The sequence below is a fragment of the Nostoc sp. genome (assembly GCF_036917935.1).
Lineage (GTDB): Bacteria > Cyanobacteriota > Cyanobacteriia > Cyanobacteriales > Nostocaceae > Nostoc.
The window spans coordinates 92,774-118,566 of sequence record NZ_JBALEL010000040.1 but is presented as its reverse complement, the minus strand read 5'-3'; the positions used below and the strand labels follow the sequence as shown (position 1 = coordinate 118,566).

The window sequence follows — 25,793 nt, the reverse complement described above, 5'->3', positions numbered from 1 at the left end:
AAGCAATGACTATAACTACCCCAAAACTAACCTTTGAGGAATACCTGAAATATGATGATGGTACTGATACGCGCTATGAATTGGTGAATGGAGAACTAATTCCCATGAGTCTGGGAAGTGGGCAACATGGGGCATTAACAGAATTTCTAAATGTTGCTTTCCGAGCAGAAATTCTCCGACTAAAGTGGGATTGGACTTCTAAACAAATGGTTATTGGTGTTCGTTCCCCCCGTGCTGGCAGATGGGATACATCGAGAATTCCAGATGTAGTTGTGATTCCGTTACCTCAGTGGCGAGAGTTGAGAAACCGAGAGGCAGTTATTGAACTCAACGAACCACCCCCCTTATTAGTAGTGGAAGTCGTCAGTGAGTCAACAAAGATTGTAGATTATCGAGCCAAGCGAGTTGAGTATAACGTTTTAAATATTCCAGAGTATTGGATTGTCGATCCGTTAACCAACAAAGTGACTGTTTTCACCTTGATTGAAGAATTATACGAACCAGTAGAGTTTTTGGGTTCTGAACATATTCAATCTCCAACTTTTCCGCAGTTAGAATTGACAGTTGAACAAGTGTTAACAGCCGACAATTAAAAATAATTTAAGGATTTTAACCTATGCAATTCTGTGTTCTCTGCGTTTGGAGTGGTTAGATAAATTACTCTAAAACCGCAGAGGCACAGAGGAGGACACTTGCATGGGCGGGTTTCCCAACTTGAGCAAAGTGTCCGTTGCAGAGAGAGAAAAAAAGAGATTTTTCGAGTCATCTTGAAAGGGCTAGCCATAGAGACAAGGAAAATTTCCCTTCTACGTTCAGTAGATTCAACGTTCTTGAGTTGCCAGAAACTGACGTAAGCTCAACAAACTCAGCGTTTGACCCAAATTCAAGGGCAAAATTGAAACTCCTTCCAAGCGTGACTGTACCCAACCTTCTCCCCAGTACCATTCGTGGAACCCGTCAATACCTCCGCTAAGTACCAAGCGGAGACAGTTGGATTTGACAACGTTTACTTGATGATGAATCGCCACTGGCCCAGTCCAGGTCGTAAACTGGAATCCGGGAAGCAGTTCTTCTGGCATTCCTGGCGCAAAACGCTGCCCTAAGAGCCATTTTTGTAGTTGCATCGGATGCAGCAGACTGTCACGAATTGCATCTGTTGATGCTTCGATTTCGATCCGCAGTTGGCTTTGTTGAAAATTACCCAGCATTTTTCTCGGATTACCTAAAGATGAGACATCGCTATTTCTAATATTGCAAATCAATCACTGATTATTACTACGTCACTTTTCTCGCAGCAGAGAACTTAGAATATAAAAAGTGAACTTGTTAAGAAATGTAAGGTTATTCATGGCGGATCAGTTAATTCGTGCAACAGCAGCCGAAGGTGGAATTCGTGCCGTAGGTGTGATCGCCACACGTTTAACAGAAGAAACACGGCAACGCCACAAGCTTTCCTATGTGGCAACGGCAGCACTGGGTCGGACTATGGCGGCCGGCTTGTTAATGGCTTCTAGTATGAAGCGAACTGGATCGAGGGTCAATGTCCGGGTAAAGGGCGATGGGCCTTTAGGTGGAATATTGGTAGATGCAGGCTTAGATGGTACGGTACGCGGATATGTCGGAAATCCATCTGTAGAATTGCCTCCCAATGCCAAAGGTAAGCTAGATGTTGGTGCTGCGGTGGGTGGCGGCTACCTCTACGTTGTGCGGGATATCGGTTATGGTTATCCTTACTCTAGTACGGTAGAACTAGTTTCTGGCGAAATTGGTGATGATGTGGCTCATTATCTGGTAAATTCCGAACAAACACCTTCGGCTTTAGTTTTAGGTGTGTTCGTGGGAGCAGGGGGAGTAACTGCTGCTGGAGGATTACTGGTACAAATATTGCCCAAAGCTGCCAGAGACGAAGCCCTAGTAGAAACGTTGGAATCACGGGTTGCTGGTCTAGCAGGATTTACGCCGTTGTTGCAAGCTGGGAAGACGTTACCTGAAATCTTTGGCGACTTGTTGGGAGACATGGGGCTGGAAATTTTTCCCGAACGCCAAATGCTGCGTTTCCATTGTGGTTGTTCTTTTGATCGTGTTTTGGGGGCACTGAAGATTTTGGGAGAGGCTGAACTGCAAGATATGATTGTTAAAGATGATGGTGCAGAAGCAACTTGCGACTTTTGCGGCAACGTCTACCAGGCAAGTAGCGATCAGTTAGCTCAACTAATTGCCGATTTGCAAGCTGAATCTGCTGTTTCAGAATAAAGTATAAAATAACACTGATTTTTTAGATTGATAATGGTACTCTGTGGAGAGAGATAATCAAAAAAGTAGCTTTTTAATCATGAGAAAGCTAATATGTCAACAATGGAATTATCAACCTAAAACAGAGCGCTATTCAATTATTTTGGTGTGAGAGATGACAGAGCGGGATATTCCAGACAGTTGGTCTTCAGCCAGTGGAAGAGAGCCAGATCAAAACAAAAGATTATCCCGAACAGAACAATTCGGTGAAACTCAGCCATTTGACATCCCAGCTACTGGTTCTACCTCCAAGTCAGTGAAGCGGCGAAAAAAAAACCATACGAAAGGATTACCTATAAATAGTAATTCAGAAGAAACTGCCCAACTCAGTAGTACTTCGAGGAAATGGCCACGCTGGATGAAAAGCTGGACATTGTGGCTAGTACTACTAATGTTGATTCCCGGCAGTGTAGGATTCTTGGCAATGGCAATGCTGCTAAAGTTGCCAGCTGCCCCTAATTGCCCCTCGATTTTCTGGCCCCTAGCTAGTGCTTCTGTGCGGCTACACTGCGCTCAGTTGGCGGCGTCTAAACAGACAGTGAACGACCTATTGCAAGCGATCGCTCTGGTGAAGCAACTACCACAAAATCACCCGTTGCATGGAGAAATTGATCGTTTCATCGAAGAATGGTCGCGGGATATTTTGAAGCTAGCTGATCAAAGTTTCCAAACTGGGAATTTAGAGGAAGCGATCGCTACTGCTCGTAAGATACCCGAAGATGTGGCAGCTTATAAATTAGTAAATGAACAAGTTGACAAATGGCAAACAATTTGGTCAAAAGCTGAAGCCACATACAATGGTGCGATCGCTGAAGTAAAGGAACGGCGCTGGCAATCGGCGTTCATGTTATCCGCTAAAATGCTGCGCGTAGACAATCAATACTGGGCGGGTATTAAATACGACCAATTGAATCGTCTAATTGCTACAGCGCGGGAAGATGGCGATAAGTTAGGAAAAGCCGAAAGTTTAGCAAACAGCAAAGTTGTCGATAATTTATTAGAAGCGATCAAGTTAGCCGAGTCCATTGGGCAGGAAAGTTACCTTTACCAAAAAGCTCAACAAGCGATTCCCGCATTTGGACGTAAAATGCTGGAATTGGCACAGGCAAAACTAGACAAGAAGGATGCGGATGAAGCACTAGATATTGCTAGACAAATTCCCGAAATTACGAAACTACAAGGCGAAACCGATGACTTTATCGCCATAGCTGACGCCAAAAGGAGTGCTTGGATAGGTAATGTTTCTGGTTTAGAGGCAGCGATCGCTCAAGCACAACAAATTGATCCTTCCAGACCAGTGTATAACGAAGCACAGCAACTAATTGCTCGTTGGCAGTTGGAAATTGAAGATGTTGCGAATCTGGAAAAAGCGAGAATATTGGCTAGTCAGGGAACAGTCCCTAATTTAACAGCAGCGATCGCCCAAGTGCAACTCATCCCTGCGAGTAATCCCAGGGGCACAGAAGCTAGGCAAGAGATCGGTCGCTGGAGTGCCCAAGTCGAGACAATTGAAGACCAACCTTACTTAGACCGCGCCGAACAGATAGCAATATTTGACGATATTAACTCCTTGCAAGCTGCGATCGCCCAGGCCAGCGAAATTCGTAGAGGTCGTGCATTATATCCAGAAGCGCGGAAAAAAATTCGTACTTGGGTAGGAAAGATTCAGCGAATACAAGACCAACCCTACTTGGATCAAGCACAAGAACTAGCCCAGAGTGGAAATCTCACCGCCGCCATTAGCACAGCTCAACAAATTGCCTCGTCGGGAAGGGCGCTTGCTCCAGATGCACAAGCTGCGGTAAATGAGTGGGAAGGGCAAATCCGCACCAAAGAAAACTGGAAAAAAGCCCAGGAAGTGGGGGCGACTGGCACGCCAGAAGCCTTGGTTGAAGCAATACGGCTAGCGGATCGGGTTTCAAACAATAGCATCTTACGTATGGATGCGAATCAGGCTATTGACCAATGGAGTCAGCAATTGTTAGAAATAGCACGCACTCAAGGTCAGTCTGATATTGCTAGAGGCATTGACATTGCCAAATCGGTTCCACGCGGTAGTGCTGCTTACAGTTCAGCACAAGAGCAAATTAAGACTTGGCAAGAATTTCTCAATCCTCAACCTGAACCTCAGCCTCAGCCTCAGCCTCAGCCTGAATCTCTGCCATTTCCTCCATCAACTACTATTAATGGGCAGTAATATCGTTATTAACGATTCATTCAGTTAAAACCTTTTGATTCAGCATTTTTGAGGAGCATATCAGGGATGCCGAGGTGTAGGGAAAAACTTACCTTAATGTGTCTCAATTTACAACGTTTTTCAAGTAAATAAACTACAGGTTAGGGGTACACAGATGTTATTGGTGTCAACATAACGTAAAAACCACTCTAGAACCAGCTTTTAGAGATTGCCTCGTTCCTAGTCTCTAACTCCTAATGCGGGGGCTGCCGCCTCCCTTACTCGCGGCAGCATCGCAATGAGCAGCATTTCCAGCCTCTAGCTGAAAACGAGGTTTGAAAAGGGTTTTAACTTAAGTTGACACCAAGGCATAGATGTGCGCCCCTACAAAACTTTATTCCCCGATCGCTTCTCCCCATTCCTTAATTACAGAAAATAGTGATGAGTAATCATCATCAGCAAATGACATTTTTACGGCTGTTTGCAAGATTTGCCGCACACCTTTAATACTGCTGAGATCCAAACTCAGAGATTTCGCTTCCGAGATAAACAATTCTGTATCTTTAAGCAAGTGTTTTGTGGGGAAATTCGGATCAGCATAATTGCCATCCAACATCCGTTGTAGCTTTTTGTCAAAGGTAGGTGCGTAGAGTGGACTGTCGCGCAATATTTGCATAAACACATCCACATCGACACCCTGACGCTGGATAAAAGCTAGACTCAGGGCAAAGCTAGTTGTTAGGGAAGCTATTAATTGATTTAGTGCCAATTTGAGCGCCGCAGCCGATCCCACTGGCCCTATAAGTAAAGGTTCTGTCCCAAAATTTTGGAGTAACTTCAAGTGGCGTTCATATTGTTCTGGCTGGGCACCTACCATAACACTCAACTTGCCAGCTTTTGCTTCCGGGATACTCCCTAATACGGGCGCTTCTAAATATTCACCACCACCCGCAACAACTGCATCTCTAATTTCCTGGCTTTCTGTGGGCGTAATTGTTCCCATTTGGATGATCGTGCGCCCTTCCAGAGTTTGCCAAGCAGTATCTGAAAGCAACACATTATAAATAGCCGGAGCATTAGTAAGCATGAGAATTACGCACTCAGCAGCACGAATGGCATGGCGGGGATGTGTGACAATTTCAGCCCCAGCAGCTTGTAGTGGTGCTAATTTTTCTGGGGTGCGATTGTAGGCAATTAGCTGCATATCTGCGGCTAATAACCTTTGAGCCATTGGTAGTCCCATCAGTCCAGTTCCCAGAAATGCCACCTTCATTTTTCACGTTCCTTTAATACAACGTCACCGATAGCGCAACGTAAAGCCTTCGGCATGGCTTCGCTTAGAGCAAGTCATCTCCCAAAGGTAGACGGCAAGGGCGAACGAGCCTCACAGCCCATCGTGGACATCACGTTTGCATTGTTTGATTCAAATTAATTGGGAAGTAGTTATTTGAGATTGGATCTTAAATCTCAAATTCCAGTTTCCCTACTCTCTAACTCTGGCAATCAACCACCAGCAGCAAAAGTAACCATAATTATCACTGAAAGTAAAATACCTGGAGTAAGTAGTGTTACTAACATTAGCAGGTCATGAGTAGACATAATTATTGCTTTGGTAGTGTGTTTAACTTTACAGTAATCACTGTTATGCTAGTCTAAATAAGACTGATACTGCATTCTTAAATAGAGTTTTAACTTTTCTTTCTTTACGTTTACTCTGGCAGGGTCAATCCTTTTAGTGGTTGAGAAATTTCTTTCTTATCCAGACCTTTACTCTGAACTAGGACTCCAAAGCCGCCCAATCCTGTGGGATTTAGAAGTTGGTGTAGTGCGTCCCGTCGCTGTAGTAACTGCGAGAGGGGTTGCTGTTGATCAGAAAGGGCAGCAATACGATCGCCTAAGCCCAACGCCATCAAAAATAATCCCTGCTGAATAAAACCAACATTCTTTAAATTGCACTTCTGGCCCCAGCGTTCCAAGGCGGTAAAGTCAACATGAGCAGTTATATCTTGCCTTCCAATATTGATATAGGGGTTGTCATGGAAACGATGATGATAATAACACTGTAGCGTTCCTTGCGATCGCCTGGGGTTGTAGTAACGATTGGCGGGGTAGCCATAATCAATTGTTAACACATAGCCGCGCTGCAAGCGGTCTGCTACTATACTCAACCAGTCTAGAGCAGCTAAATTAATTTCACTACGGTAGTCATCTGGATATGTACTTTGGGTCAAGTCGATTCCGACTAAATCCAAATATTCAGCTAGTTGGGGCGTTGAAGGTTCCCCTGTGACTTCCATAAATGCCAAATTTGACCTCTCCCCCAACCCCTCCCCGATGTTCGCGTAGCGGCACAAAGTGCGGGGAGAGGAGGAGGACTCACCCGAAGGAGGTTGGAGGGTTAGGTTTTGTGGTGTTGTCACATAAATTTCTCGTAGTTCTCCCATTTCTAGGATGAATTGATGCACTGGGAAGGCATCAACTAACTCGTTAGAGAAAAAGCAACCTGCGATCGCATTTGGTGGTATATCCTCTAAATTGCACCAACGCACGGGTAAATCTTGTAAGCGTTGCTGCTGTTCTTGTCTTAAAGTTGGGGACTTTTCAACAATGATGTACTCCAGCGCCGTAAAAAAATCTGGGTAGTGCAGTTGATAATATTTAAGGATATGCAATGCTAGCAATCCTTGACCTGCTCCCATTTCTACCAGAGAAAAGGGTACAGGTTTTCCTAAAATCTCCCACATTTGCAAAAATTGTTCTGCTAGTAACTCGCCAAAGTCAGCACAGAGGTTTGGAGAGGTAAAAAAATCACCACCCTGAAAGCCAATTTTGACAGCATCGCTGGAATAGTAGCCATATTCAGGGTGGTACAATACCATATCCATGAATTCAGCAAAAGTAATTCGCTGTTGAGGAGTGGTGGTAATGTGATTTGCGATCGCTGCACACAGTAAAGCATTGGAATCCATAAAATTTTTCATTGTCGTATTAGCCTGCTGGTCGCAGTCAGCGGATAAACTCTTCTTGCTCGAAATGCCGATCAGTAGACAATGCCTCTGTAATCCCGCGCTGACGCATTAGCACAAAACTCAACGCATCACATAAAGAGTAAAATACTGTCTCCAGGTTCAATGCCTAATCCGTCGTATTTTTCAGAAAGATTTTTATAATCTACACGATATAAAATCTACCTGTGGGAATAATTTTTACAATGTCAGGTAGTACCGAGTTGAAACAAACGACGCTTAACTCATTGAAACGACTGTATGAAAAACTCGAAGTGATAACAAGAGAATTATACGACCTTGCCGAAATTGAGTTAGAGTTAGAAGATTTTGATGACGCTAGTTTACTCCAAACTAGAGCGGATATACTGTATGAACAAATGGAAAATTTGGATGCTGTAATCTCAGAGCTAGAGGGTTAAAAGATGATGGAAGAACTCAAAGCCAAAATCAAGGAATTGGGTAAACGAGCAGCCGAGTTAAGCCGTCAATCCGTAGAAGTATCAAAAGTAAACCGGAAACAAGGACTTGATTTAATGCGACAAGCCAGAGATGCTAGTAAGCAATGTCAAGCATTGATACAAGAATTGAAAAAACAACAAGCCGCTTAATTATTGGGTAACTTTTAGTAGTAGCCTACCATTCTTAGCAAATACGCTAAAACCATCTAAAAATTCTCTGCATGAAGTCGATTTTGCTCATCAAGCAGCACTTTATGTGGACGTTGACAGGTGAAACAGAAATCTTGAAAAAAGAATGTCCAACCACACTCAGAAACGTATGTTCTTAGAGTGTTCCATAAGTCTTCTTCTATAAAGCATCCTAGCTCAGAGGTGCAGAAGTCTAACAATCCACAAATACTACATTCGTTATCTGGTGAGACTAAACCTGTTGCCAAATAGAACCAAAGTTGCTCTATTTCCCTTTGCTGATTGGGTTTACCTGATTTCCAGATTAAAGATGATTTTTCACTATCGCGTAGGCTTCCAGGTATCAGACCACCGAGCGGTGAAAAGAATGTTAATTGCTTCTGTAAAATGTTCCATAGCTCAATATCAAACTGCTGTCCAACAATTTAAATTAGAGGAAAAACAATATGGTGAGCAAAAGAATTACGGAGTAATCCCTGCTTGATTAATTGATGTTTAACTTTTCTAATTATGTTGTTCAGCTTATGTTGGTTGGATAAGTTTGCAGTCGCATAAATACGGCTTATAAAGCTGAGGTTAGCCACACTACGCGGACTTTCAAAATAGTATATTTCAGGTATTTCTGCTTTTGATATTTTGTTGTAAACTGCCTCGATTGCGGAAAAAGCTCTTGGTTGATCAACTGGCTGAGTTGAAATTGCCATTGAATACCACTTCTTTCTATAGTCAGCAATCAGAGCTTTTTGCTGTCCTGTTAACTCAAAAATCTTCGACATCTCTTAGTATAATTAACTGGTCGGAGATCTGACTTATACCTACAAAATTCTCAGTTTAACTATCCAACTACTTTACTGGCATACTCTCTCACCAAATCTGCATCAATGCTCTCATTGTTCAAATCAATGACGTGTTCAAGATTAAGTGCCCCAAAATGGCGTTCAAATCTGGCTCGTGCTGTCTCCTTTTCTGCTTCAGACAGCAACGATTTAAAAACTTCCCCAAACCGTTGCTCTAGGAGCGTTGTAGCTAGCCGTTCAGGAGGAACGCCAATTGCCTCAGCCCGTCGCTGAATCGCGGTAAAAATCTGATCAGTTCAGTTCCAGTGTCAGAAGGTGGGTCATAGAAGAATGTAACGTGGCTAGAGGCTACGGTAATTATAGCTTTGCTTGTTTGATGCCCTAATCAACAAATAATTACTAATTCGTAATGCGTCAGCCAAGAAACGCAGCATCGTAATTTATCCTTGTGGGTTGCGTCTTGCTAAAAAGCGATCGCGCACCCCATAGGGTTAAAACACTTTTCAGCTTCCTGTTGAACCACCGTGTTAAAAAACAATTTGCTATCTAGCCACTTACCAACGACACCAGCACACCATTGGGATCGCGGACACGAGCAATACTTTGTCCCCCAGGCTGGGCTTTAGGGGCATCTAATGCTTTTGCACCAGCCCCGATCGCTCTCATGTAAGCGCTGCCAACATCAGGAGTGATAAATGATATCTGAATTAATGCCGGTGGTTGTGTGGCGTCGTTGGCATGGAAGCCTCCAGGGAATAACTTTTGCGCTTCGTTACTAGAGGAGAAAGCTAGTGTGGTGTTTCCGGTTTCGATTTCGGCCCAGAGAAATTGCCCTTTATCCTGGAGAGTGCGACGAACTAGACCAAAGGCTTTTTCGTAAAACTCAACTGTTTTAACTACATCCTCTACCCAGATGACCGTGTAACCAAATTTCATAGTTTTTTCTCCTTATCTAGAAAAATAAAATTGAGACTTTTAAACCCACGGAGGTGGGTTTGGGCTATCTAGACGCGGTTTCTAACCGCCTTGTTAACTAACTCTCCAGAATGTTTCGATCTGTTGCTAGAGTTTGTGCCCCTGTTTGCATCATTTCTATATCTGATGGCGACCAATAATGAGGCCCTTGGCAGTGATGTGCCGCTAGCAATCCCCATAATCCTCTCTTAATCAAAATTGGTACAACCAGGTTGGCACGAACCTGCATATTGCGGAGAAAATCTCGGTGACAAGGTTCGATTGGCTCTAATTCAATATTGGCGATCGCCTTTACCCGTCCTGCTAAGTATAAAGCAGCATACTCGTTGTTAAAACAATCATCTGGGCCAGTTGAGCCAAGTATTGAGAATTCTTTAGAACTCAAAGATTCAAAAGTCACCTGTCCTTGCCACTGCCCGTAAAAATAATACAGTACCACCCGATCAACCTGAAGCGATTCTCGGAGTTGATTAGTTGTTTGCCGCACTAACTCATCGCGCTGCATTGTTTTAACAAGGCGATCGAGCAAATTTTGCAAACCCTGTTCGCGGCGATCGCGGCTCTGGTTAAAATCTGAGTGATAATTAATTTGCACAGTCATATAATTACAACTAAGTAAATACTGCTGAATTTATATAGTAATTTATTAGACCTTATATAAACACATTCTTGCATTTATACCAGCAATTCATTTTTTCTAACATAACATTAAAACCTCACCCCAATACTGCTTGCTTAAGAATATTCGTAGGTTGGCTTGAGGAACGAAACCCAACATTTTGCGTGGTTTGTTGGGTTTCCCAAAGCCTCAAGCCAACCTACACATTTTTATTTTATAGGCAAAACCTACGCAATATTGAACCTCACCCCGTCCTAACAAACATCCCTCTCCTTAGTAAGGAGAGGGACAGGTTTTGAGTAGCATAACCAGGGTGAGGTTTTCTTCTGCTATTAGATAGATGCTAATATTTTTGAGTCTCCAAACATTGGCACAAAGTTACGGTAAGCTGACAAAGCTGCTTCCTTAACAGTTGCATTAACAATCGGAAATGTCGTGAGGATGTAGCTAAATTCATCTTCAGTTAAGCCGTAAAGGTGTGCTATCATCCCATCGAGTTCGGCGCGTAACTTGGCGCGTTCTGTTTCATCGGTAACGCCTTGTTCATGGGAAACTAGACCGACTTCTTGCGCGAGTTCGTCAAATTCTGGTGTCGTGCAGATGAGTTTGGCGGCGCGTTGTACAATATCGTTGAAGTAGCGATCGTTTTTTGTTAAACGTGGGACTTGGGTACTGTATACAAAAAAATAGTTGATATTTGCTGTTACTTTTAATCTAATCAATGAATCATAGGTAAGGCTATTAAAAACAGCGCATAAATAAAAAATTGTATGGTAGGAAACAAATTGATTACCTCTATCATCAAGCATTTGTACTGTTTGTAAATTCTCTATACATAAAGATGGAGGAATAATCGTTGCAATCATTGTTCGCTCATCTGTATTCCGGGCAATTTTACGAAAGGCAAGGCGATAAGTTTGATAATCGAGTTTTTGTCCTTTATCTTGAGCTTTTCCTAAAATTATTTTTCTTGCATCTACTTCTTTGATCCAATATCTATATATTGTCGAGTATTTATGTGTAAATTGATGAATCATTCTTCCTTCAAAAAGAGGAAAAAAATCCTTTTCAGTATAGTTTTGTAATAAATTAGATTTTGAGTCAGGAGCTAACTCACGAGAAAATCTTATATGTTCAAATACAGAACTCTTGTTATCTAGCTGAGGATGACTTGCCACTTTATTAGCAATGCTATATTCAATACTATTCTTCAACTCCATCACAGACAGCGAATCAGGCGATAGTTGACGAACCATATTAATATTAATCTGCAAACTATGATCACTAGGAAACCTTTGAAGCTCCTGCACATTATGACGCATAAATGCAGATGGAAATTCTATTGTTGTACTATCTTTAACAAAAGTTAGGACAACAAACTTAAAACGGCTATCAACCTCTTCAAAAATTGTCTTCCGGTTCTCAAAGCAGAATAAACCAGTAACTTTAGTTTGACTAAACAACATCTCCCGCAATTGCTTAGTCCCCAAATCTGTGTAAATCCCACTAGGAATTACAATTCCACACTCACCGCCTGAACGCAAAAGATTAAAACATTGTTCTGTAAACAGCTTATAGAGATTAATATCTGTACCTGCTTTTTTACCATTTACTACAGAAATCTGATTTTTATACTGTTCAGATGAACGATAATAAGCGCTGACATAAGGATATTGACTTTGATATTCTAACCAAGTACTTGCAATTATGGGATTTTGTAATAGTTTATTCTGTTCTTTCTCAAAATCCTTGATATCCATTTTGTTCTTCGTCACCAGTTCATTATGCTGTGCAAAGAACTCTTTAGCTTGTGGCTTAAATATTTCCCACGGTGGATTAGTGATAATTGCATCAAAACCGCCGCGTTCTAAAACCGTGTCAAAATGATAACCCCAGTGAAACGGCTTTAAAGCTGCAATATCCTCAACCTTCAAAACACGCTTCTGTGATTTCCCAGTTAGCTGAACCTCCTCATACTTAATACCCAGCTTTTGACTAAACTCATCCAATAATAAAAGATTTAACTTTTTTTGTGATTCTTTATTAAGGTTATTAATAGATTTGCGTAGGTTCAACAACCTACTATCTTGATGCGTTCCTACTTCTCCACCAGGAAGCTTTTCATCACCAGGAATAAAAACGTGTTTTTTGTAAAGTTCAATAGATTTATTTTTTTCTTCTAAAATAGCCTTGTAATTATCTGCTGTGAGACGCTGTAATAGATTACCTTGTTTAGTATTTCCTACTGTATCAAAAGCGGTATCATCTACCTTAATCAGTCCAATCAAGGAATTACCCGCCATAATATTAAAATCAATATTCGGCAACGGTTCTAATTCATCGACATCTTTAGCAGAAGAAACCAACGCTAAGAAAAGACGCAGTTTAGCAATTTCCGTTGCTTCCTCCATGATGTCTATACCATAGAGATTATCTCTAATAATCCGCTTTTTGATAAAATATTCTATAGAAAGATGCTCGGTTTTCTCACTTATTAACCAGTCCTTTAATTTTTGATCTCCCTGCAATTCAATTGTTCCAATAATAGCGGCATATATAAAAATCAACGTCTTCATCGCCGCCACGAGAAACGCACCAGAACCACAAGCTGGGTCAAGGATAGATAAATTAGGAAGAATATCTTCCATTAGTAGACGACAAACATTTGTATCCAACTTTATGAGAAGTTCATTAATATCTTCAAATGGTTTATATTTATCAGATAGCGCATCATTTACACGGTCTACAATTAACTTGTGGATAGTTCTATCACAAAGATATTCTGTAATCTCTGGTCTTGTATAATAGGCTCCAAAAGCTTTTTGATTAATGTATTTTTCAAAAATGTAACCTAAAATACTACAATTCATTTCATTGTCTTTTCCTTCAGGCGTATCATCCAGATTCCAAGAATAACGCCCAAATAAATCTAGAACTTGCTCAAACGCCTCATCAACTATAGAAATATCATATTTATCTTCAATCTGGTGCTTGAGAAATAGTCCACCATTCAGGTATTTAACCTTTCCTACCAATTTTTGTACAGATAAATCGCGTTCAAACTCAGGTTTTGCAAAGCTTTCAAAAAACAAAGCCTTGAGAAATTCAGCATAAAAATGATTTTCAGCTTTTTGTTTGCTTTGTTTAAGCTTATTTTGAAGATAATTTAAATCCTCGTTATCAATAAAACCCTTACGCTGGAGAAAATAAACAAACATCAGGCGATTGAGAATTACCGATGTATACCAACGTCTATCTGTTTCATTATCAATTCCTTTAACAAACAGCAAAAACTTCTGGTGTTGTTCTTGAAATTCCTTGTAAAACTTCTTAGTTACTGGCTCAACATCAAACCCATGTTGTAGTTTATAAGCAATTTCAACAACAGTCGGTTCCCTATGTTCTAATTCAGTAATATCAATAACTAAAGAACCAAGTTTGCTTAAAAATAAGTCTCCTGGTTGACCCTTCACATATAAATGGTCACGAACGAAGCTTTTACTTCCTTCTCGTTTCACCCAATACCAAAGACTACGTGTGCGTTCTTGAGCAATAAAAATTATGAGATTTTCAGCTATCAGTTTAGTAATTTCTTGATGAATAGCAACTCTAACTTTAGCGTCTGGTATTTTTGCATCGGTTGCGGTGACTTCAAAAATTGCAACACCTGAAAGTTCAGCAATTCTCTGATATTTATACGTGTTGTTCTCAATCTTTAAGGTTATAGCTTTTCGGCTTGAAGGTTTAGACCAACCTAATTCTTCTATAAACAAATCACTAAATTGGAAGTTATAAAGTAAATCGCGTGTCCGTTTAAAATTAAGTGACATAAATTACCATGCTTGGAGAATAAAACCCAAGCATGGTAATTTATGTCACTCAGAAAATAAATCTGTGACTCTAAAAATAAAGTCCGCCAGTGCAGACTTTAAGAAACCCTATTTATACGAGTTAAATTTCTAACCATGCTTTTGATCCTTTATAAATCTATTATCTTTAATTAAGGCTCAGAGATATTACTGAAAAGTTATGGGTTTGTCAAAGCGTCGGCTTTATTTATGTAACCGTGATTTTAATTGTCAGGTATATTTGCTGATTACTTTATCAAAACACCTAATTACTTTCATAAAATACTGAAATGCTTTCACAAAATGACCTTTTACTTACTCAAAATGGCATTTGACTTTCTCATTCTTAGTAGATAAGTCGGCGAGAATAAATCAAACTACAAGATTTAAGCTAAAACCCCTTTAAAACCTCGTTTCTAGCCTCTGGCTGGAAATGCACCTCATTGCGGCTCTGCCGCGAGTCAAGGAGGCGGAGCCTCAAAATAGGCATTCCCAGTCAGAGACTGGGAACGAGGTAAAAAACCCTTTTAAAACCTCGTTTCTAGCCTCTGGCTGGAAATGCACCTCATTGCGGCTCTGCCGCGAGTCAAGGAGGCGGCAGCCCCAAAATAGGCATTCCCAGTCAGAGACTGGGAACGAGGTGTTGAGGGTTTGAAACCCACGGAGGTTGGTTTTGTTTGTGTAGATACGGTTTCTAACCGCTGATTTAATGTTAAGTTGACTCGTCGAATAATCCTAAAGAACAAATAATCTCAGGTTCTCGTTTCTCCAGTTCTTCTGTCACAATACACAAACGGTCATCCATCCGTAACGCCACCACTAACTCAGCCAACTGCTGATTATTAATACCGCTTCTCAGTTGGCGGTTGAGAGTATCAATGGCTGACTGTCGCAAAGGATAACGGTAAATCTCATCAATTGCTTTTAAAATTTCTTCACTAACAAATACTGTTCCTTTCATATCTTCAACATAACCCTTAAGTCGTTCATAGGTGCGGAACCTTGCACCTGATGGTCGTCCCAATTGGCCACCTGCATTTTTCTCTTCTTCAGCAATTAATTCAGCACCCTTTTTAACTAACTCGTGATGCTGTTCGTCTCTAGGTATCGCTGGGGTAGATTCTTCGCACGCCGCCACCCGAAGAACCGCTAATTGTGATTGAGTAACGCTATTTCCATCGCGGTCAACATAAATCAAGGAATCATTTCCCTCGCTGGTTTTCATATAAAGCAATACCCCTTCTGGTTGCACAGGTTGAGGAGTATGGGCGCGGGTAGAATAAACCACATTTTCCATTTCTTCAATCGTTTTTTTCAAAACTGGATTACCATCAGTGGCTTTTTTCCAAATTTGAAACGCTTCTGAGGTTAAATCAACTTCTGTATCTTCTTCGCCATCTAAAACTCCAGATTTCTCGTTGTAAAGGTCGAGAATCACTTGTGCATCATCATCTTCAAAAAAAGCTTCATCAGTTCCCACCACTTCCGCATTTTCTTGCAATCGTTTGCGGAGTCGTCCCCGCAAATTGATAATCCGTTCTACTCCCTCGGCTGGTAAAAAAGAATAACAGATAATTTTGTCAGCATTTTGTCCAATGCGGTCTACCCGTCCGGCGCGTTGAATTAAGCGAATAATCGCCCAAGGTAAATCCCAATTAACGATAATTGCACAGTCTTGCAAATTATGACCTTCACTCAAAATATCGGTAGCTATTAAAATCCGCAACTCATCTGATGATGAAATTTGCTCACGTTTTCCATTACTCACAGGGCTAAATCTTCCCGTCATTACTGTCGGGTCTTTAGATTGACCTGTGACCCCTGCGACATTAATAATATTGCTCAACTGCAAATTGTCTGCAAGGTAACGGACTGTATCGGCAAACTGGGTGAAAATTAGTACTTTATCTTTGGGGTGAGTTTTTGTTAACAGTTCAATTAAGGCAGCAAGTTTTTCATCTTTTTGAGGATTCCACTCGCCACACTGTTGCAGCACATTAATCAGTGCTTTTGCATCCTCTAGTAAATCCCGTTTGAGTTTTTTAATGTCAAAAAGTGTAGAACGCAGCCATTTAAATCTTCGTTGATATCGGGTTGTATATTCTTGGTAAATTGATTCTGCTCTTTGACGAAAAACTTTTTCGGTTTTAGATGCTTTCTCATCCTCCTTAGAAAAAAGAGTTACTTCTCCTTCGCTGTCTACTTGTAGCAAAACAGTAGAATCATCTTCTTCCGTTTCTGTATCAAACAAAGCTGCTGCCACAGAATCGGCATCTTCATCATTATTACTTGTATCTAATAACTCAGCATCTTGAGTTCCAATCGGAATATCAAGCCCTTGCTCTAAAGCATATAAATAAATGAAATTCCGTAAAATGTGGCGTTCAATTGATTGAATAAAAACAACACCACTACTTTCTAAACGTTTAAACAAATTAGTCCGAGAAAAACCCATTAACCTCCTACCACCACGAAATAAACTATTAATAAAACGTTGTTCGGTGTCTGTAGGCGGCTGTTTGGATTGAGCAATAATGTAATTTCCTAGCCCATAGCGAGGTAAGTTCAGTTGATTAATTACTTCTACGACTAACTCAGAGTAAAGACGAGCATAAAAGTCTGTGTTAGAAGCTTGTAAAGGAAACTTGAGACTCCGAGGTATGCGCTGGGGAAAATAAGAATGTCTGCCATCAGAAAATTCTAAATATTTCCGCCCTGTTTCATCTGTGTGGGCATAATTATCTTTAATAAAAGAGCGAGTCCGTCGCACCATGTAACGCTTCATCAATTCTCGCCAGTCATCAGGGTGTTCGCTTTTCTCAAAGGCAGCTAAAGAACGTACTGAACATTGATGCTTTCTAATAAACTCTAATTCTCCTACAGAACTGCCACCCAGTTCATTAATTAAAGCTTCTGGTCTTAACCCTAAATCTTCGTCTTCTGACACAAATAGCCGGAGTTGGGCAGAAAGGTCAAGATAACTTTTATTGTAAGGAGTCGCAGATAATAAGATACATTTACTTTCGTTAGCAGCAATATATTCTGTAATTGCTCGATAACGTTTACCTTCGCGGTTACGTAAGTTGTGACTTTCATCAATTAACACAACTCGGTAACGGCGGAGTTTTGGTAGCTTATTTTTTACTTGACTAATTGACATAACTTCGGCAAGTAGCCGATAATTATTTACATATTCTTGCCACATTGGTACTAAATTTTTCGGGCAAAGAATCAATGTTTCTAAATAACAATCTTCTTGTAATATCTTAGCTAGGGCGGTTCCAACTAAAGTTTTACCCAAACCAACCACATCCCCCACTAACACACCACCACGCCTAGTTACATGACGTGCTGCTAGCTGCACGGCGGCTTTTTGGAACTCAAATAAGTTATTAAATTCGCGAGGGATGCGAAATTCTGAAAGTCCGGCGATCGCTTCATGGGATAAGTGGTAAGCTATCTTGAGGTAGATGTAGTAAGGTAAAACTAACTCCTCCCTAGCCCAACTCTGATCGATAATTTCGGCTAGTTCTTGAGAAATATCTACACAACCGTAATCTTGCCAGCGATCGCTAAACCATTTTTGCAGTTTATGGCAAGCATCGTGATCTAAAATATCGACATTTAACTCCCCTTGTTTCGCCAGTCCGGGAAGAGTTAAATTACTACTACCCAAGAATCCCACAGTTGGAGTATTCGGGTCATTCCGATGCACAAGATATAACTTGGCGTGGAGAGAATGGCGCAAAAACAGTTTAATAATTAGTTTCTGAGTTTTTAGCTGATGACTTAACCGCCGCAACCCCGCTTCATCCTGATTAGTCGGCGCACCAATAGTTAACTGCTTACGAAATTCCGCCGCCATACGTTTTTTCAACCGCACGATGGCACTATTGTCAATCCGTCCATCACCACTACTAAGGGTAAATGCCGCATGAACTTCATCACTCGGCAAACTTTGCATCCCTATTAGCAAACGGCAACAAGCCTTTTCACTACCAACATACTGTTCAATTAAATCATCAATTCTTCGCCAACCTCTGAGGTTGAAGTAACCAACACAAAAATCTGCTCGATAAGAGACTTTGAGAGTTTCTCGTAAAATCGGTAGCAGTTGTAAATCAATGTTGTCAAATATCCGGGGCATTATTTAAAACTCTATAAATATTTCGTACATCTGTTATATGAGTAAAAAATTTTTCCAGCCAGATTAGTGAAGGGTGCAAGACAAGAGACGCGATAAATCGCCGTCTGTACAATAATTAGTCTTTCGTAGCGATTTATCGCGTCTTCAAAAATTATAAAAAAAAAGAGCAGTTGCATAATACAACTGCTCTAAAAAGTACTTAGATAGATATTTTCTACCTATCTACAGATCCCATAATTACGTCAACACTGCCGAGAATAACCACAATATCTGCAACCTTCATTCCGCGCAGTAAATGTGGAACAATCTGGAGGTTGTTGAAGTCCGCTGGACGAATCTTCCACCGTAAAGGAAAGACGTTATCATCGCCAACCAAATAAATTCCCAATTCACCTTTGCCACTTTCTACACGAGAGTAGATTTCACCCTTGGGAATCTTGAAAGTGGGGGAAACTTTTTTGCCGATGAATTGATAATCAAATGCATCCCACTCGGATTTTTTACCTGCGGCTAAACGCTTGGCTTCCAGATTTTCGTAAGGGCCGCCAGGAAGTCCTTTAATTGCTTGGCGAAGAATCTTCACAGATTCGCGCATTTCCCGCATCCGCACTACATAACGGGCAAAGCAATCACCGGCAGTTTCCCACTGTACATCCCAGTCAAAATCGTCGTAGCATTCGTAATGATCAACTTTCCGCAAATCCCATTGCACACCAGATGCGCGTAACATTGGGCCAGAAAGTCCCCAGTTAATTGCTTCTTCACGGGTGATAGTACCAATACCCTCAACACGTCGCCGGAAGATGGGGTTATCGGTTACTAAGCGTTCGTACTCATCAACTTTGGGTATTAAGTAGTCGCAGAATTCTAGACATTTATCTACCCAACCATAGGGCAAATCGGCTGCTACTCCACCAACACGGAAGTAGTTGTTATTTACCATCCGATAGCCTGTGGCGGCTTCCCACAAATCATAAATCATCTCCCGTTCCCGGAACTGGTAGAAGAAGGGAGTTTGAGCGCCCACGTCAGCTAAGAAGGGGCCAAACCACAGCAAGTGGTTAGCGATGCGGTTCAACTCCAGCATGATGACGCGGATGTAGCTAGCACGTTTGGGGACAGCGATACCTGCAAGCTTTTCTGGGGCGTTGACAGTCACGGCTTCGTTGAACATTCCCGCAGCGTAGTCCCAGCGACTAACGTAGGGGACGTACATTACATTAGTGCGGTTCTCAGCAATTTTTTCCATTCCCCGGTGCAGGTAGCCGATAACTGGTTCACAGTCAACGACATCCTCGCCATCCAAAGTCATGATTAGCCGCAGAACCCCGTGCATTGAGGGGTGGTGTGGCCCCATGTTTAGCACCATTGGTTCAGTGCGGGTTTCTAGTCTGGTCATAGATTTCGTGTTCTCCTGTTGTGTTGGTGTCGCGTACCGAAGCCAAAATTTTGAATTGAACCGCCAAGATGCCAACCAGAATGTTTCAGTTTGTTGCACTTCTTCAACTATTATATGGAAGCTCGATATCTACTTAATTGAGGCATCGGATTTTTTTCACCTCATTGTGCTCAAACAAAGGGACAATGCCCAATGCATAATGCCCAATAATTTCTGAGTTTTTACGTAAGTCATAGAGATATTGTGTCAGCTATATTACAGTTTTATGACCCTGATACATATCTATGACTTTCAATCAAGAGCGTTTTGATAAGCTAATTCAGAAGTTAGAAGTTTTTGCTAATAAACAACCGCATCTTTATAAATTGCATGTTGCTTTTTTGGCTACTTTGGGCTATGCATATATATTTTTGTTTCTAGCTGTAACGTTGACTTTGTTAGTAGGTATTATCTTTGGGATAGTTAATGCTCAGTCAATTTCTAACTTATCTTTGACAGGTCTTTTGTTTTTGCTGACGTTAGCATTCGTATTACTGCGATCGCTATGGGTTTCTTTTCCTCCACCTACAGGTTTACCACTACAACCCAAGGATGTACCCAATCTCTATTCTTTAATTAACGAAATCTCATCGAAGTTACAAGCCCCACAGTTTCACCACATCTTCCTGACCAACGATTTTAATGCATGGGTTGTCCAGAGACCACGCTTAGGTTTGCTGGGATGGCAGCAAAATTACTTAATTGTCGGTCTACCGCTCATGCTAGCACTGCCACCCGAACAATTTCGTCCCGTCTTAGCCCATGAACTGGGACATTTATCAGGAAATCACAGCCGTTTTAGTGGTTGGATTTATCGCCAACGCGAAACTTGGTATCGCATTGTTACAGGACTCCGACAAAGTGGACATGAAATATTATCGTTAGTTTTTCAACTGTTTTTGATATGGTACATCCCATTTTTTAATGCCTATTCTTTTGTATTAGCACGCATGAATGAATATGAAGCAGATAGATGTGCTGTTGATTTAACGGGAGAACATAATACTGCTAAAGCTTTGATAAATACAAAGGTGAAAGCAAGATTTTTAGAAAGATATTTTTGGTCTAGTATCTATAAACAGGTAGAGACAGAAATTGAACCACCAAAAATGACTTATATGGCTATGCAACAGGCTTTAAGCCAGAGACTTAATCAGGAAATTACAAGAACTTATTTAATTGAAGCATTAACAGAAAAAACCAATAATACTGATACTCACCCTTGCTTGACAGATAGATTAAAAGCCTTGGGATATATCCCCGATGTTCCGAAAGAATTAGCTATATTTGCACCAATTGAAATTAGCGCTGCCCAAGAATTTTTAGGAGATACATTAGAAAAAGTTATTGATTGTTTTAGTCAAGATTGGCGAGAAAAAATAGCAACATCTTGGAGACAAAAATATGGTGAATTTCAAAAACAAATAGCTAAATTAAAAGATTTAAATCCCAAATCGCAAAAACAACAGTTAACCCTAGAAGAAGCTATTCAGCAAGCACTTTTGACATTAGAATTTGAGAGTGAAGACTCTGTTATACCTCTATTACAAGAAATTATTCATCGTGATACTTACCTTGCATCAGCTAAGTATTTACTAGGTAAAATATTATTAAAAAAACAAGATGCAACTGGAATAAAATACATTGAAATGGCAATAGAGCAAGACTCAAGTATAGTCATAGGAGGTTGTCAGATGATTTGCCATTTTCTTAAAAACCAAGGAAAAAACAATGAAGCAAAGTTTTATCAAGAACGTGCAGACAATCATAGTAAATTAATTTTAAAATCGCAGCAAGAGCGCTCTAATTTGAAAATAGATGATAAATTGAAAATTCATAATATTTCGGATATAGAGGTAAATAAGCTTCGTCAGCAGTTATCTCATTATCCGCAGATAATAACTGCTTATTTAGTTCAAAAAAATCTGCAATCTTTTCCTGAAAAACCACTTTATGTTCTAGCTGTGAAGCGTGGATTTAGTTTTTGGGAAGGTAGTCGTATTTATGAAACTGATAACTCTAAAATTGTTCAGAGCTTATTAAAGGAAAATGAATTTACCGATAATGTATTCATTTTTATTTTAAATAGCAATTTAAGTATGGAGAAAAAATTAAAACGGATATCAAATTCGATGATTTACCAGAAAAAAGGTAAAAAATAGCACCACAGATGCTTAAAGCTCAACATCCAAGGCTGACGCTGGGTGTGGAATTTATGATATTTTCCTTTTGTGTCTTTGTAGTTTAAAAACTATTTTTTAGCTATAAACCCGCAAAGACACAAAGAAAAGAATACATAATTAAAGTTTATCTCTGGTTTTTTGCCTAAGTCTCATGAATCGTCAGCTAGCTATTGAAGAACCGATATTTTCCCATCTACCAGTTTTACCGCAGGAAACGATCGCAGGTCTAGCGGTATCTCCAGGAGGTCATTATCTTGATACGACGGTAGGCGGTGGAGGTCACAGCCGTTTGATTTTAGCAGCTGCGCCAGATGTGCGAGTAACGGCTGTTGACCAAGATGAAGATGCTTTAGCAGCAGCGAGGAAAGAATTAGCAGAGTTTGGCGATCGCGTACAATTCATTTACAGCAATTTTGCTGACTACGAATTTCCCCCTAATACTTTCGATGGTATTCTCGCCGATTTGGGGGTAAGTTCTTACCATTTAGACCAAGCAGAAAGGGGTTTCAGCTTTCGCCAAGCTGCAAATTTGGATATGCGAATGGATCGAGGGCGATCGCTAACTGCTGCCGATGTGATTAATAATTGGGATGAGGCAGATTTAGCAGATATTTTCTTTAAGTACGGTGAAGAGAGATTATCGCGGCGCATTGCTCGTCGCATTGTAGAACGGCGGCCGTTGCACACAACTACAGAATTGGCTGAAGCGATCGCTTCTTCAGTTCCCCCTAAATACCGTTATGGGAGAATTCACCCCGCTACCCGTGTTTTTCAAGCTCTGCGAATTGTCGTCAACGACGAGTTAAAATCTTTAGAAACCTTTTTGGATAAAGCACCAAATGCTCTTGTCCCTGGTGGCAGAATTGTGATTATCAGTTTTCACAGTTTAGAAGATCGCCCGGTGAAACATGGTTTAAGAAATTCACCTTTATTAAAGGTCTTGACAAAAAAGCCGATTATTGCACAAGAAGAGGAAATTCAGAGGAATATGCGATCGCGATCGGCCAAACTGAGGATAGCCCAAAAGCTGCTGTAACTGCAATGCAGCCTTAAACTGCTCCATCTCGTGGCTCAGAACTGCTGCGAATCCGCTCAATGAACTTAGGATAATTTTCTAAATCCTGTTCTGACTGTAACGGTGGCATTTCAATCCAATTACCTTCGAGATGCAGCTTATCGACATAAGCATAGAAGGCTTCCCGATCTTCCCGATGAGCAAGAACGTAATCATGTAACTCTTTCTGACTCATTGCATGAAAATTAGGCTTGCTCATCCTATGTATCTCCATTTACCGTTAGGGTATATCTCATAAAAGGGAGATGGCGTAGTGGTACATTATGAAGCGGAAGTGGGTAATTGTAAATTAGTAATCGGTAATTGGGATTAGTTCACTATTTGTTACCGATTTTGCTCTATAATTTTTGACTCTAATAGTATTCTAAAATGACGAATAGCTTTTTTCGTTAAAGTTCTTGAGGGAATACTCTATGACTATTTGGGTAAATGAGCAAATTGATCCGTCTGGAATGATTCATGCCTGTATTGCCACTTGTAATGAATCTCAAGCCAAAGATTGTCATGATTCCTTTGAGAATAATTTGACTGAGACGCAAAAGGCAGCAGGTTGGGTAGCGCAATTGCGGACAGTCGATTCTTGGGATGAAGTGCCGGTGAATTCTTTAAAACTCAATTAATTGGGTGCTATGGAAAGTATGCTGCATAGCTTAACCATCTCCTAGCAGACACGATTACCTTTGTTTTTTCTACTTGCCTTTGGCGAAACTTTAACGCGCTTTACTTGAGCAGATACCTGTTTAATCAAGCTTTGGTGACAGGCTACACCATTTTGGTTTTGACTGCAAATTTTCTGAGATGGAGGTCATTTTTTGGGATTTTGATCGAAGATATTTCAGGAGCGTAGGCGTAGCCCGCCATAGGCATCGCTTGTCTACCAGATACTGCATATATGCCAACGTCTACAGCGATCGCAGCAAATCCCATTAAAACAGGTTAATAAAGGATAAAATTCGGATTAAAATTATTAAATTATTAACAACTACTTCCAAAAAAAGTCACATATTATAGAATTTTGATGATTTTTGGGAACTTTTAAGAGTTATCATCTATACGGGATATTAAATTAGAAATTTTGCAAAAACCGAACAAATGTAGTGAACTATCCCAAAGTTTACATTTCGGAGCAAGGCTGTCCCATTAATTTAGTTGGCGAAACCGGACAAGCAGTTCAAATTTCGATTCATGCTCCCAGTCAATATATCTGTGCCAACTGCGAACGGATATTACCAGATTGGAAGCGGCAGCCATTTTTACGAGTCGTGATTGTCTTACAGCAATCGCGTTATCAATTAGTCGAAAAGACGGCAGAAGTGGAGACAGAGAAAGAACGGTTGCGAGAAAAGTTCATGAGATTTGGCTGCGATTTGGCATTTAATCTGCGCGATCGCGGCTATTTAACAGACTTAATCGACCCTCGCACAGGTTATCCTTTACTGTCTCATCCCGGAGCAATCCCTCACGATGACACAGCAGTTGTCAAAGCTTTGCTCAACTATCCAGTGATTAAAAATCAATGCCGTGTATTAGTGCATCCCGATTGGGGTGCAGCAGTTTACCCTAGCATTTTGATATCAGAAGCTCCCCCAATTGTGATCGAATGGGTTACAAAAGGTATAGCATCCATGCATGGGTGGAAAGAAATTGATTATTAATTGGACATTGGATCGCTCGTTTGATAATTAATTGCGATCGCTTTCCTTTATATTTGGGTTATTATTTCAGAGTTAATCTGACGGCTGTCAATTCTGAGGCTAATCAAATTTACAGATAGATTCTGGTTTTACAGGACATATTTTGGGTGCGATCGGGTTACTTTTAATATTAAGAATAGTCAAATTAGTCAGAACAGACAAAGGCTTGATATCGCTGATTTTATTTGATCTGAGGGAGAGTTCAGTCAAATTAGTCAGAACAGATAAAGGCTTGATATCGCTGATTTTATTTGAGTTAAGGGAGAGTTCAGTCAAATTAGTCAGAACAGACAAAGGCTTGATATCGCTGATTTCATTTGAGCTGACCAAGAGAATAGTCAAATTAGTCAGAACGGACAAAGGCTTGATATCGCTGATTTCATTTAAGTAGAGGCCGAGACCAGTCAAATTAGTCAGAGCGGACAAAGGCTTGATATCGCTGATTTTATTTGAGCCGAGCAAGAGAATAGTCAAATTAGTCAGAGTGGACAAAGGCTTGATATCGCTGATTTTATTTGATTGAAGGGACAGTTCAGTCAAATTAGTCAGAGCAGATAAAGGCTTGATATCGCTGATTTCATTTGATTTAAGATTCAGAGAAGTTAAATTAGCAAGAGCGGACAAAGGCTTGATATCGCTGATTTTATTTGATTCAAGGAAGAGTTTAGTCAAATTAGTCAGCTTTTGGTTAGCCTGCTTGCAATTTTGAGTCTGGGCGATTTTTAACAGTACCTCAACAGTATGTTTTGTCTGTGGAGGTAAAGTTGATTTCTGCTGACACCAATCTGTAAAGCTTGTGGGAGTTGCCAGAGGAGCAGCAATAGTCTGTGTGGTGTAAAATCCCAAAGTAAAAGTAAATATTGTGGCGATCGCTAAAGTAAGTTTCATTGCATA

Annotated in this window: 21 protein-coding genes; 9 read left to right on the top strand and 12 right to left on the bottom strand. The window is 40.7% G+C overall.

What is annotated here, in order from left to right:
- The first annotated feature begins 5 nt into the window (after positions 1-5).
- A complete protein-coding gene (locus V7K62_RS18810; protein ID WP_334866594.1) occupies positions 6-593 on the top strand; it encodes a Uma2 family endonuclease in 588 nt (195 codons plus the stop codon).
- A 228-nt stretch (positions 594-821) separates the two neighbouring features.
- Here the strand turns inward: V7K62_RS18810 and V7K62_RS18805 are convergent, their stop codons facing one another.
- Positions 822-1,208: a hypothetical protein gene (locus tag V7K62_RS18805; RefSeq protein ID WP_334866592.1), complete on the bottom strand. Its 387-nt coding sequence runs from the start codon at positions 1,206-1,208 to the stop codon at positions 822-824.
- A 139-nt stretch (positions 1,209-1,347) separates the two neighbouring features.
- On the opposite strand from V7K62_RS18805, the gene hslO reads away from it, so the two are divergent.
- Both hslO and V7K62_RS18795 read left to right on the top strand, forming a co-directional pair.
- Positions 1,348-2,253, top strand: coding sequence for an Hsp33 family molecular chaperone HslO (hslO, locus tag V7K62_RS18800; protein WP_334866590.1), 906 nt, complete (start codon positions 1,348-1,350; stop codon positions 2,251-2,253).
- Positions 2,254-2,407: 154 nt separating this feature from the next.
- Complete coding sequence (locus V7K62_RS18795) at positions 2,408-4,489, top strand: chromosome segregation ATPase (RefSeq protein WP_334866589.1); 2,082 nt, start codon at positions 2,408-2,410, stop codon at positions 4,487-4,489.
- Between the two features lie 373 nt (positions 4,490-4,862).
- On the opposite strand, the gene V7K62_RS18790 is transcribed toward V7K62_RS18795, so the two are convergent.
- Positions 4,863-5,741 carry an NAD(P)-dependent oxidoreductase gene (locus V7K62_RS18790; protein ID WP_334866587.1) on the bottom strand — a complete coding sequence of 293 codons (879 nt, stop codon included), beginning with the start codon at positions 5,739-5,741 and terminating at the stop codon, positions 4,863-4,865.
- A gap of 436 nt (positions 5,742-6,177) precedes the next feature.
- Positions 6,178-7,437 carry a class I SAM-dependent methyltransferase gene (locus V7K62_RS18785; protein ID WP_334866585.1) on the bottom strand — a complete coding sequence of 420 codons (1,260 nt, stop codon included), beginning with the start codon at positions 7,435-7,437 and terminating at the stop codon, positions 6,178-6,180.
- A gap of 242 nt (positions 7,438-7,679) precedes the next feature.
- Between V7K62_RS18785 and V7K62_RS18780 the strand changes: the two genes are divergently transcribed.
- Positions 7,680-7,895 (top strand): hypothetical protein, encoded by a 216-nt coding sequence (locus V7K62_RS18780; protein ID WP_334866583.1) that lies wholly within the window; start codon positions 7,680-7,682, stop codon positions 7,893-7,895.
- 3 nt (positions 7,896-7,898) lie between these two features.
- Positions 7,899-8,084 (top strand): hypothetical protein, encoded by a 186-nt coding sequence (locus V7K62_RS18775; RefSeq protein WP_334866581.1) that lies wholly within the window; start codon positions 7,899-7,901, stop codon positions 8,082-8,084.
- A 464-nt stretch (positions 8,085-8,548) separates the two neighbouring features.
- Here the strand turns inward: V7K62_RS18775 and V7K62_RS18770 are convergent, their stop codons facing one another.
- The 7 genes from V7K62_RS18770 to V7K62_RS18740 form a co-directional block, all read right to left on the bottom strand.
- Complete coding sequence (locus V7K62_RS18770; RefSeq protein ID WP_334866579.1) at positions 8,549-8,899, bottom strand: hypothetical protein; 351 nt, start codon at positions 8,897-8,899, stop codon at positions 8,549-8,551.
- Positions 8,900-8,958: 59 nt separating this feature from the next.
- Complete coding sequence (locus V7K62_RS18765) at positions 8,959-9,105, bottom strand: hypothetical protein (RefSeq protein ID WP_334866577.1); 147 nt, start codon at positions 9,103-9,105, stop codon at positions 8,959-8,961.
- Positions 9,106-9,466: 361 nt separating this feature from the next.
- Positions 9,467-9,856, bottom strand: coding sequence for a VOC family protein (locus V7K62_RS18760; RefSeq protein WP_334866575.1), 390 nt, complete (start codon positions 9,854-9,856; stop codon positions 9,467-9,469).
- Between the two features lie 97 nt (positions 9,857-9,953).
- Positions 9,954-10,496, bottom strand: coding sequence for a GAF domain-containing protein (locus V7K62_RS18755; protein WP_442937307.1), 543 nt, complete (start codon positions 10,494-10,496; stop codon positions 9,954-9,956).
- A 350-nt stretch (positions 10,497-10,846) separates the two neighbouring features.
- Positions 10,847-14,344, bottom strand: coding sequence for an Eco57I restriction-modification methylase domain-containing protein (locus tag V7K62_RS18750; RefSeq protein ID WP_334866573.1), 3,498 nt, complete (start codon positions 14,342-14,344; stop codon positions 10,847-10,849).
- Between the two features lie 730 nt (positions 14,345-15,074).
- Positions 15,075-18,509 (bottom strand): helicase-related protein, encoded by a 3,435-nt coding sequence (locus tag V7K62_RS18745; RefSeq protein WP_334866571.1) that lies wholly within the window; start codon positions 18,507-18,509, stop codon positions 15,075-15,077.
- 214 nt (positions 18,510-18,723) lie between these two features.
- Positions 18,724-19,908, bottom strand: a complete 1,185-nt coding sequence (locus V7K62_RS18740) for an NAD(P)H-quinone oxidoreductase subunit H (RefSeq protein ID WP_334866569.1) — start codon at positions 19,906-19,908, stop codon at positions 18,724-18,726.
- 284 nt (positions 19,909-20,192) lie between these two features.
- Here V7K62_RS18740 and V7K62_RS18735 point away from each other — a divergent pair, with 284 nt between their 5' ends.
- Entirely contained in the window at positions 20,193-22,109 is a 1,917-nt protein-coding gene (locus V7K62_RS18735; protein WP_334866568.1) for a M48 family metallopeptidase, read from the top strand.
- Between the two features lie 172 nt (positions 22,110-22,281).
- The gene (rsmH, locus tag V7K62_RS18730) at positions 22,282-23,166 is read left to right on the top strand and encodes a 16S rRNA (cytosine(1402)-N(4))-methyltransferase RsmH (RefSeq protein WP_334866566.1); all 885 of its coding nucleotides are present in this window, start codon (positions 22,282-22,284) and stop codon (positions 23,164-23,166) included.
- 13 nt (positions 23,167-23,179) lie between these two features.
- Here the strand turns inward: rsmH and V7K62_RS18725 are convergent, their stop codons facing one another.
- On the bottom strand, positions 23,180-23,404 hold the full coding sequence (locus tag V7K62_RS18725) for a DUF6887 family protein (RefSeq protein ID WP_334866564.1): 225 nt from the start codon (positions 23,402-23,404) through the stop codon (positions 23,180-23,182).
- A 214-nt stretch (positions 23,405-23,618) separates the two neighbouring features.
- Between V7K62_RS18725 and V7K62_RS18720 the strand changes: the two genes are divergently transcribed.
- Both V7K62_RS18720 and V7K62_RS18715 read left to right on the top strand, forming a co-directional pair.
- Positions 23,619-23,825 carry a glycogen debranching protein gene (locus tag V7K62_RS18720; protein WP_229498956.1) on the top strand — a complete coding sequence of 69 codons (207 nt, stop codon included), beginning with the start codon at positions 23,619-23,621 and terminating at the stop codon, positions 23,823-23,825.
- A gap of 477 nt (positions 23,826-24,302) precedes the next feature.
- Positions 24,303-24,860, top strand: a complete 558-nt coding sequence (locus tag V7K62_RS18715) for a methylmalonic aciduria and homocystinuria type D protein (protein ID WP_334866561.1) — start codon at positions 24,303-24,305, stop codon at positions 24,858-24,860.
- 99 nt (positions 24,861-24,959) lie between these two features.
- Here V7K62_RS18715 and V7K62_RS18710 read toward each other — a convergent pair whose 3' ends face one another.
- Complete coding sequence (locus V7K62_RS18710; RefSeq protein ID WP_334866559.1) at positions 24,960-25,787, bottom strand: leucine-rich repeat domain-containing protein; 828 nt, start codon at positions 25,785-25,787, stop codon at positions 24,960-24,962.
- Between the last annotated feature and the right edge of the window lie 6 nt (positions 25,788-25,793).

What these genes read in the sequence shown, in the direction of transcription:
- V7K62_RS18810 (WP_334866594.1), top strand. Translation starts at nt 6, where the DNA reads ATGACTATAACTACCCCAAAACTAACCTTTGAGGAATACCTGAAATAT.
- V7K62_RS18805 (WP_334866592.1), bottom strand. Translation starts at nt 1,208, where the DNA reads ATGCTGGGTAATTTTCAACAAAGCCAACTGCGGATCGAAATCGAAGCA.
- hslO (WP_334866590.1), top strand. Translation starts at nt 1,348, where the DNA reads ATGGCGGATCAGTTAATTCGTGCAACAGCAGCCGAAGGTGGAATTCGT.
- V7K62_RS18795 (WP_334866589.1), top strand. Translation starts at nt 2,408, where the DNA reads ATGACAGAGCGGGATATTCCAGACAGTTGGTCTTCAGCCAGTGGAAGA.
- V7K62_RS18790 (WP_334866587.1), bottom strand. Translation starts at nt 5,741, where the DNA reads ATGAAGGTGGCATTTCTGGGAACTGGACTGATGGGACTACCAATGGCT.
- V7K62_RS18785 (WP_334866585.1), bottom strand. Translation starts at nt 7,437, where the DNA reads ATGGATTCCAATGCTTTACTGTGTGCAGCGATCGCAAATCACATTACC.
- V7K62_RS18780 (WP_334866583.1), top strand. Translation starts at nt 7,680, where the DNA reads ATGTCAGGTAGTACCGAGTTGAAACAAACGACGCTTAACTCATTGAAA.
- V7K62_RS18775 (WP_334866581.1), top strand. Translation starts at nt 7,899, where the DNA reads ATGATGGAAGAACTCAAAGCCAAAATCAAGGAATTGGGTAAACGAGCA.
- V7K62_RS18770 (WP_334866579.1), bottom strand. Translation starts at nt 8,899, where the DNA reads ATGTCGAAGATTTTTGAGTTAACAGGACAGCAAAAAGCTCTGATTGCT.
- V7K62_RS18760 (WP_334866575.1), bottom strand. Translation starts at nt 9,856, where the DNA reads ATGAAATTTGGTTACACGGTCATCTGGGTAGAGGATGTAGTTAAAACA.
- V7K62_RS18755 (WP_442937307.1), bottom strand. Translation starts at nt 10,496, where the DNA reads ATGACTGTGCAAATTAATTATCACTCAGATTTTAACCAGAGCCGCGAT.
- V7K62_RS18750 (WP_334866573.1), bottom strand. Translation starts at nt 14,344, where the DNA reads ATGTCACTTAATTTTAAACGGACACGCGATTTACTTTATAACTTCCAA.
- V7K62_RS18745 (WP_334866571.1), bottom strand. Translation starts at nt 18,509, where the DNA reads ATGCCCCGGATATTTGACAACATTGATTTACAACTGCTACCGATTTTA.
- V7K62_RS18740 (WP_334866569.1), bottom strand. Translation starts at nt 19,908, where the DNA reads ATGACCAGACTAGAAACCCGCACTGAACCAATGGTGCTAAACATGGGG.
- V7K62_RS18735 (WP_334866568.1), top strand. Translation starts at nt 20,193, where the DNA reads ATGACTTTCAATCAAGAGCGTTTTGATAAGCTAATTCAGAAGTTAGAA.
- rsmH (WP_334866566.1), top strand. Translation starts at nt 22,282, where the DNA reads ATGAATCGTCAGCTAGCTATTGAAGAACCGATATTTTCCCATCTACCA.
- V7K62_RS18725 (WP_334866564.1), bottom strand. Translation starts at nt 23,404, where the DNA reads ATGAGCAAGCCTAATTTTCATGCAATGAGTCAGAAAGAGTTACATGAT.
- V7K62_RS18720 (WP_229498956.1), top strand. Translation starts at nt 23,619, where the DNA reads ATGACTATTTGGGTAAATGAGCAAATTGATCCGTCTGGAATGATTCAT.
- V7K62_RS18710 (WP_334866559.1), bottom strand. Translation starts at nt 25,787, where the DNA reads ATGAAACTTACTTTAGCGATCGCCACAATATTTACTTTTACTTTGGGA.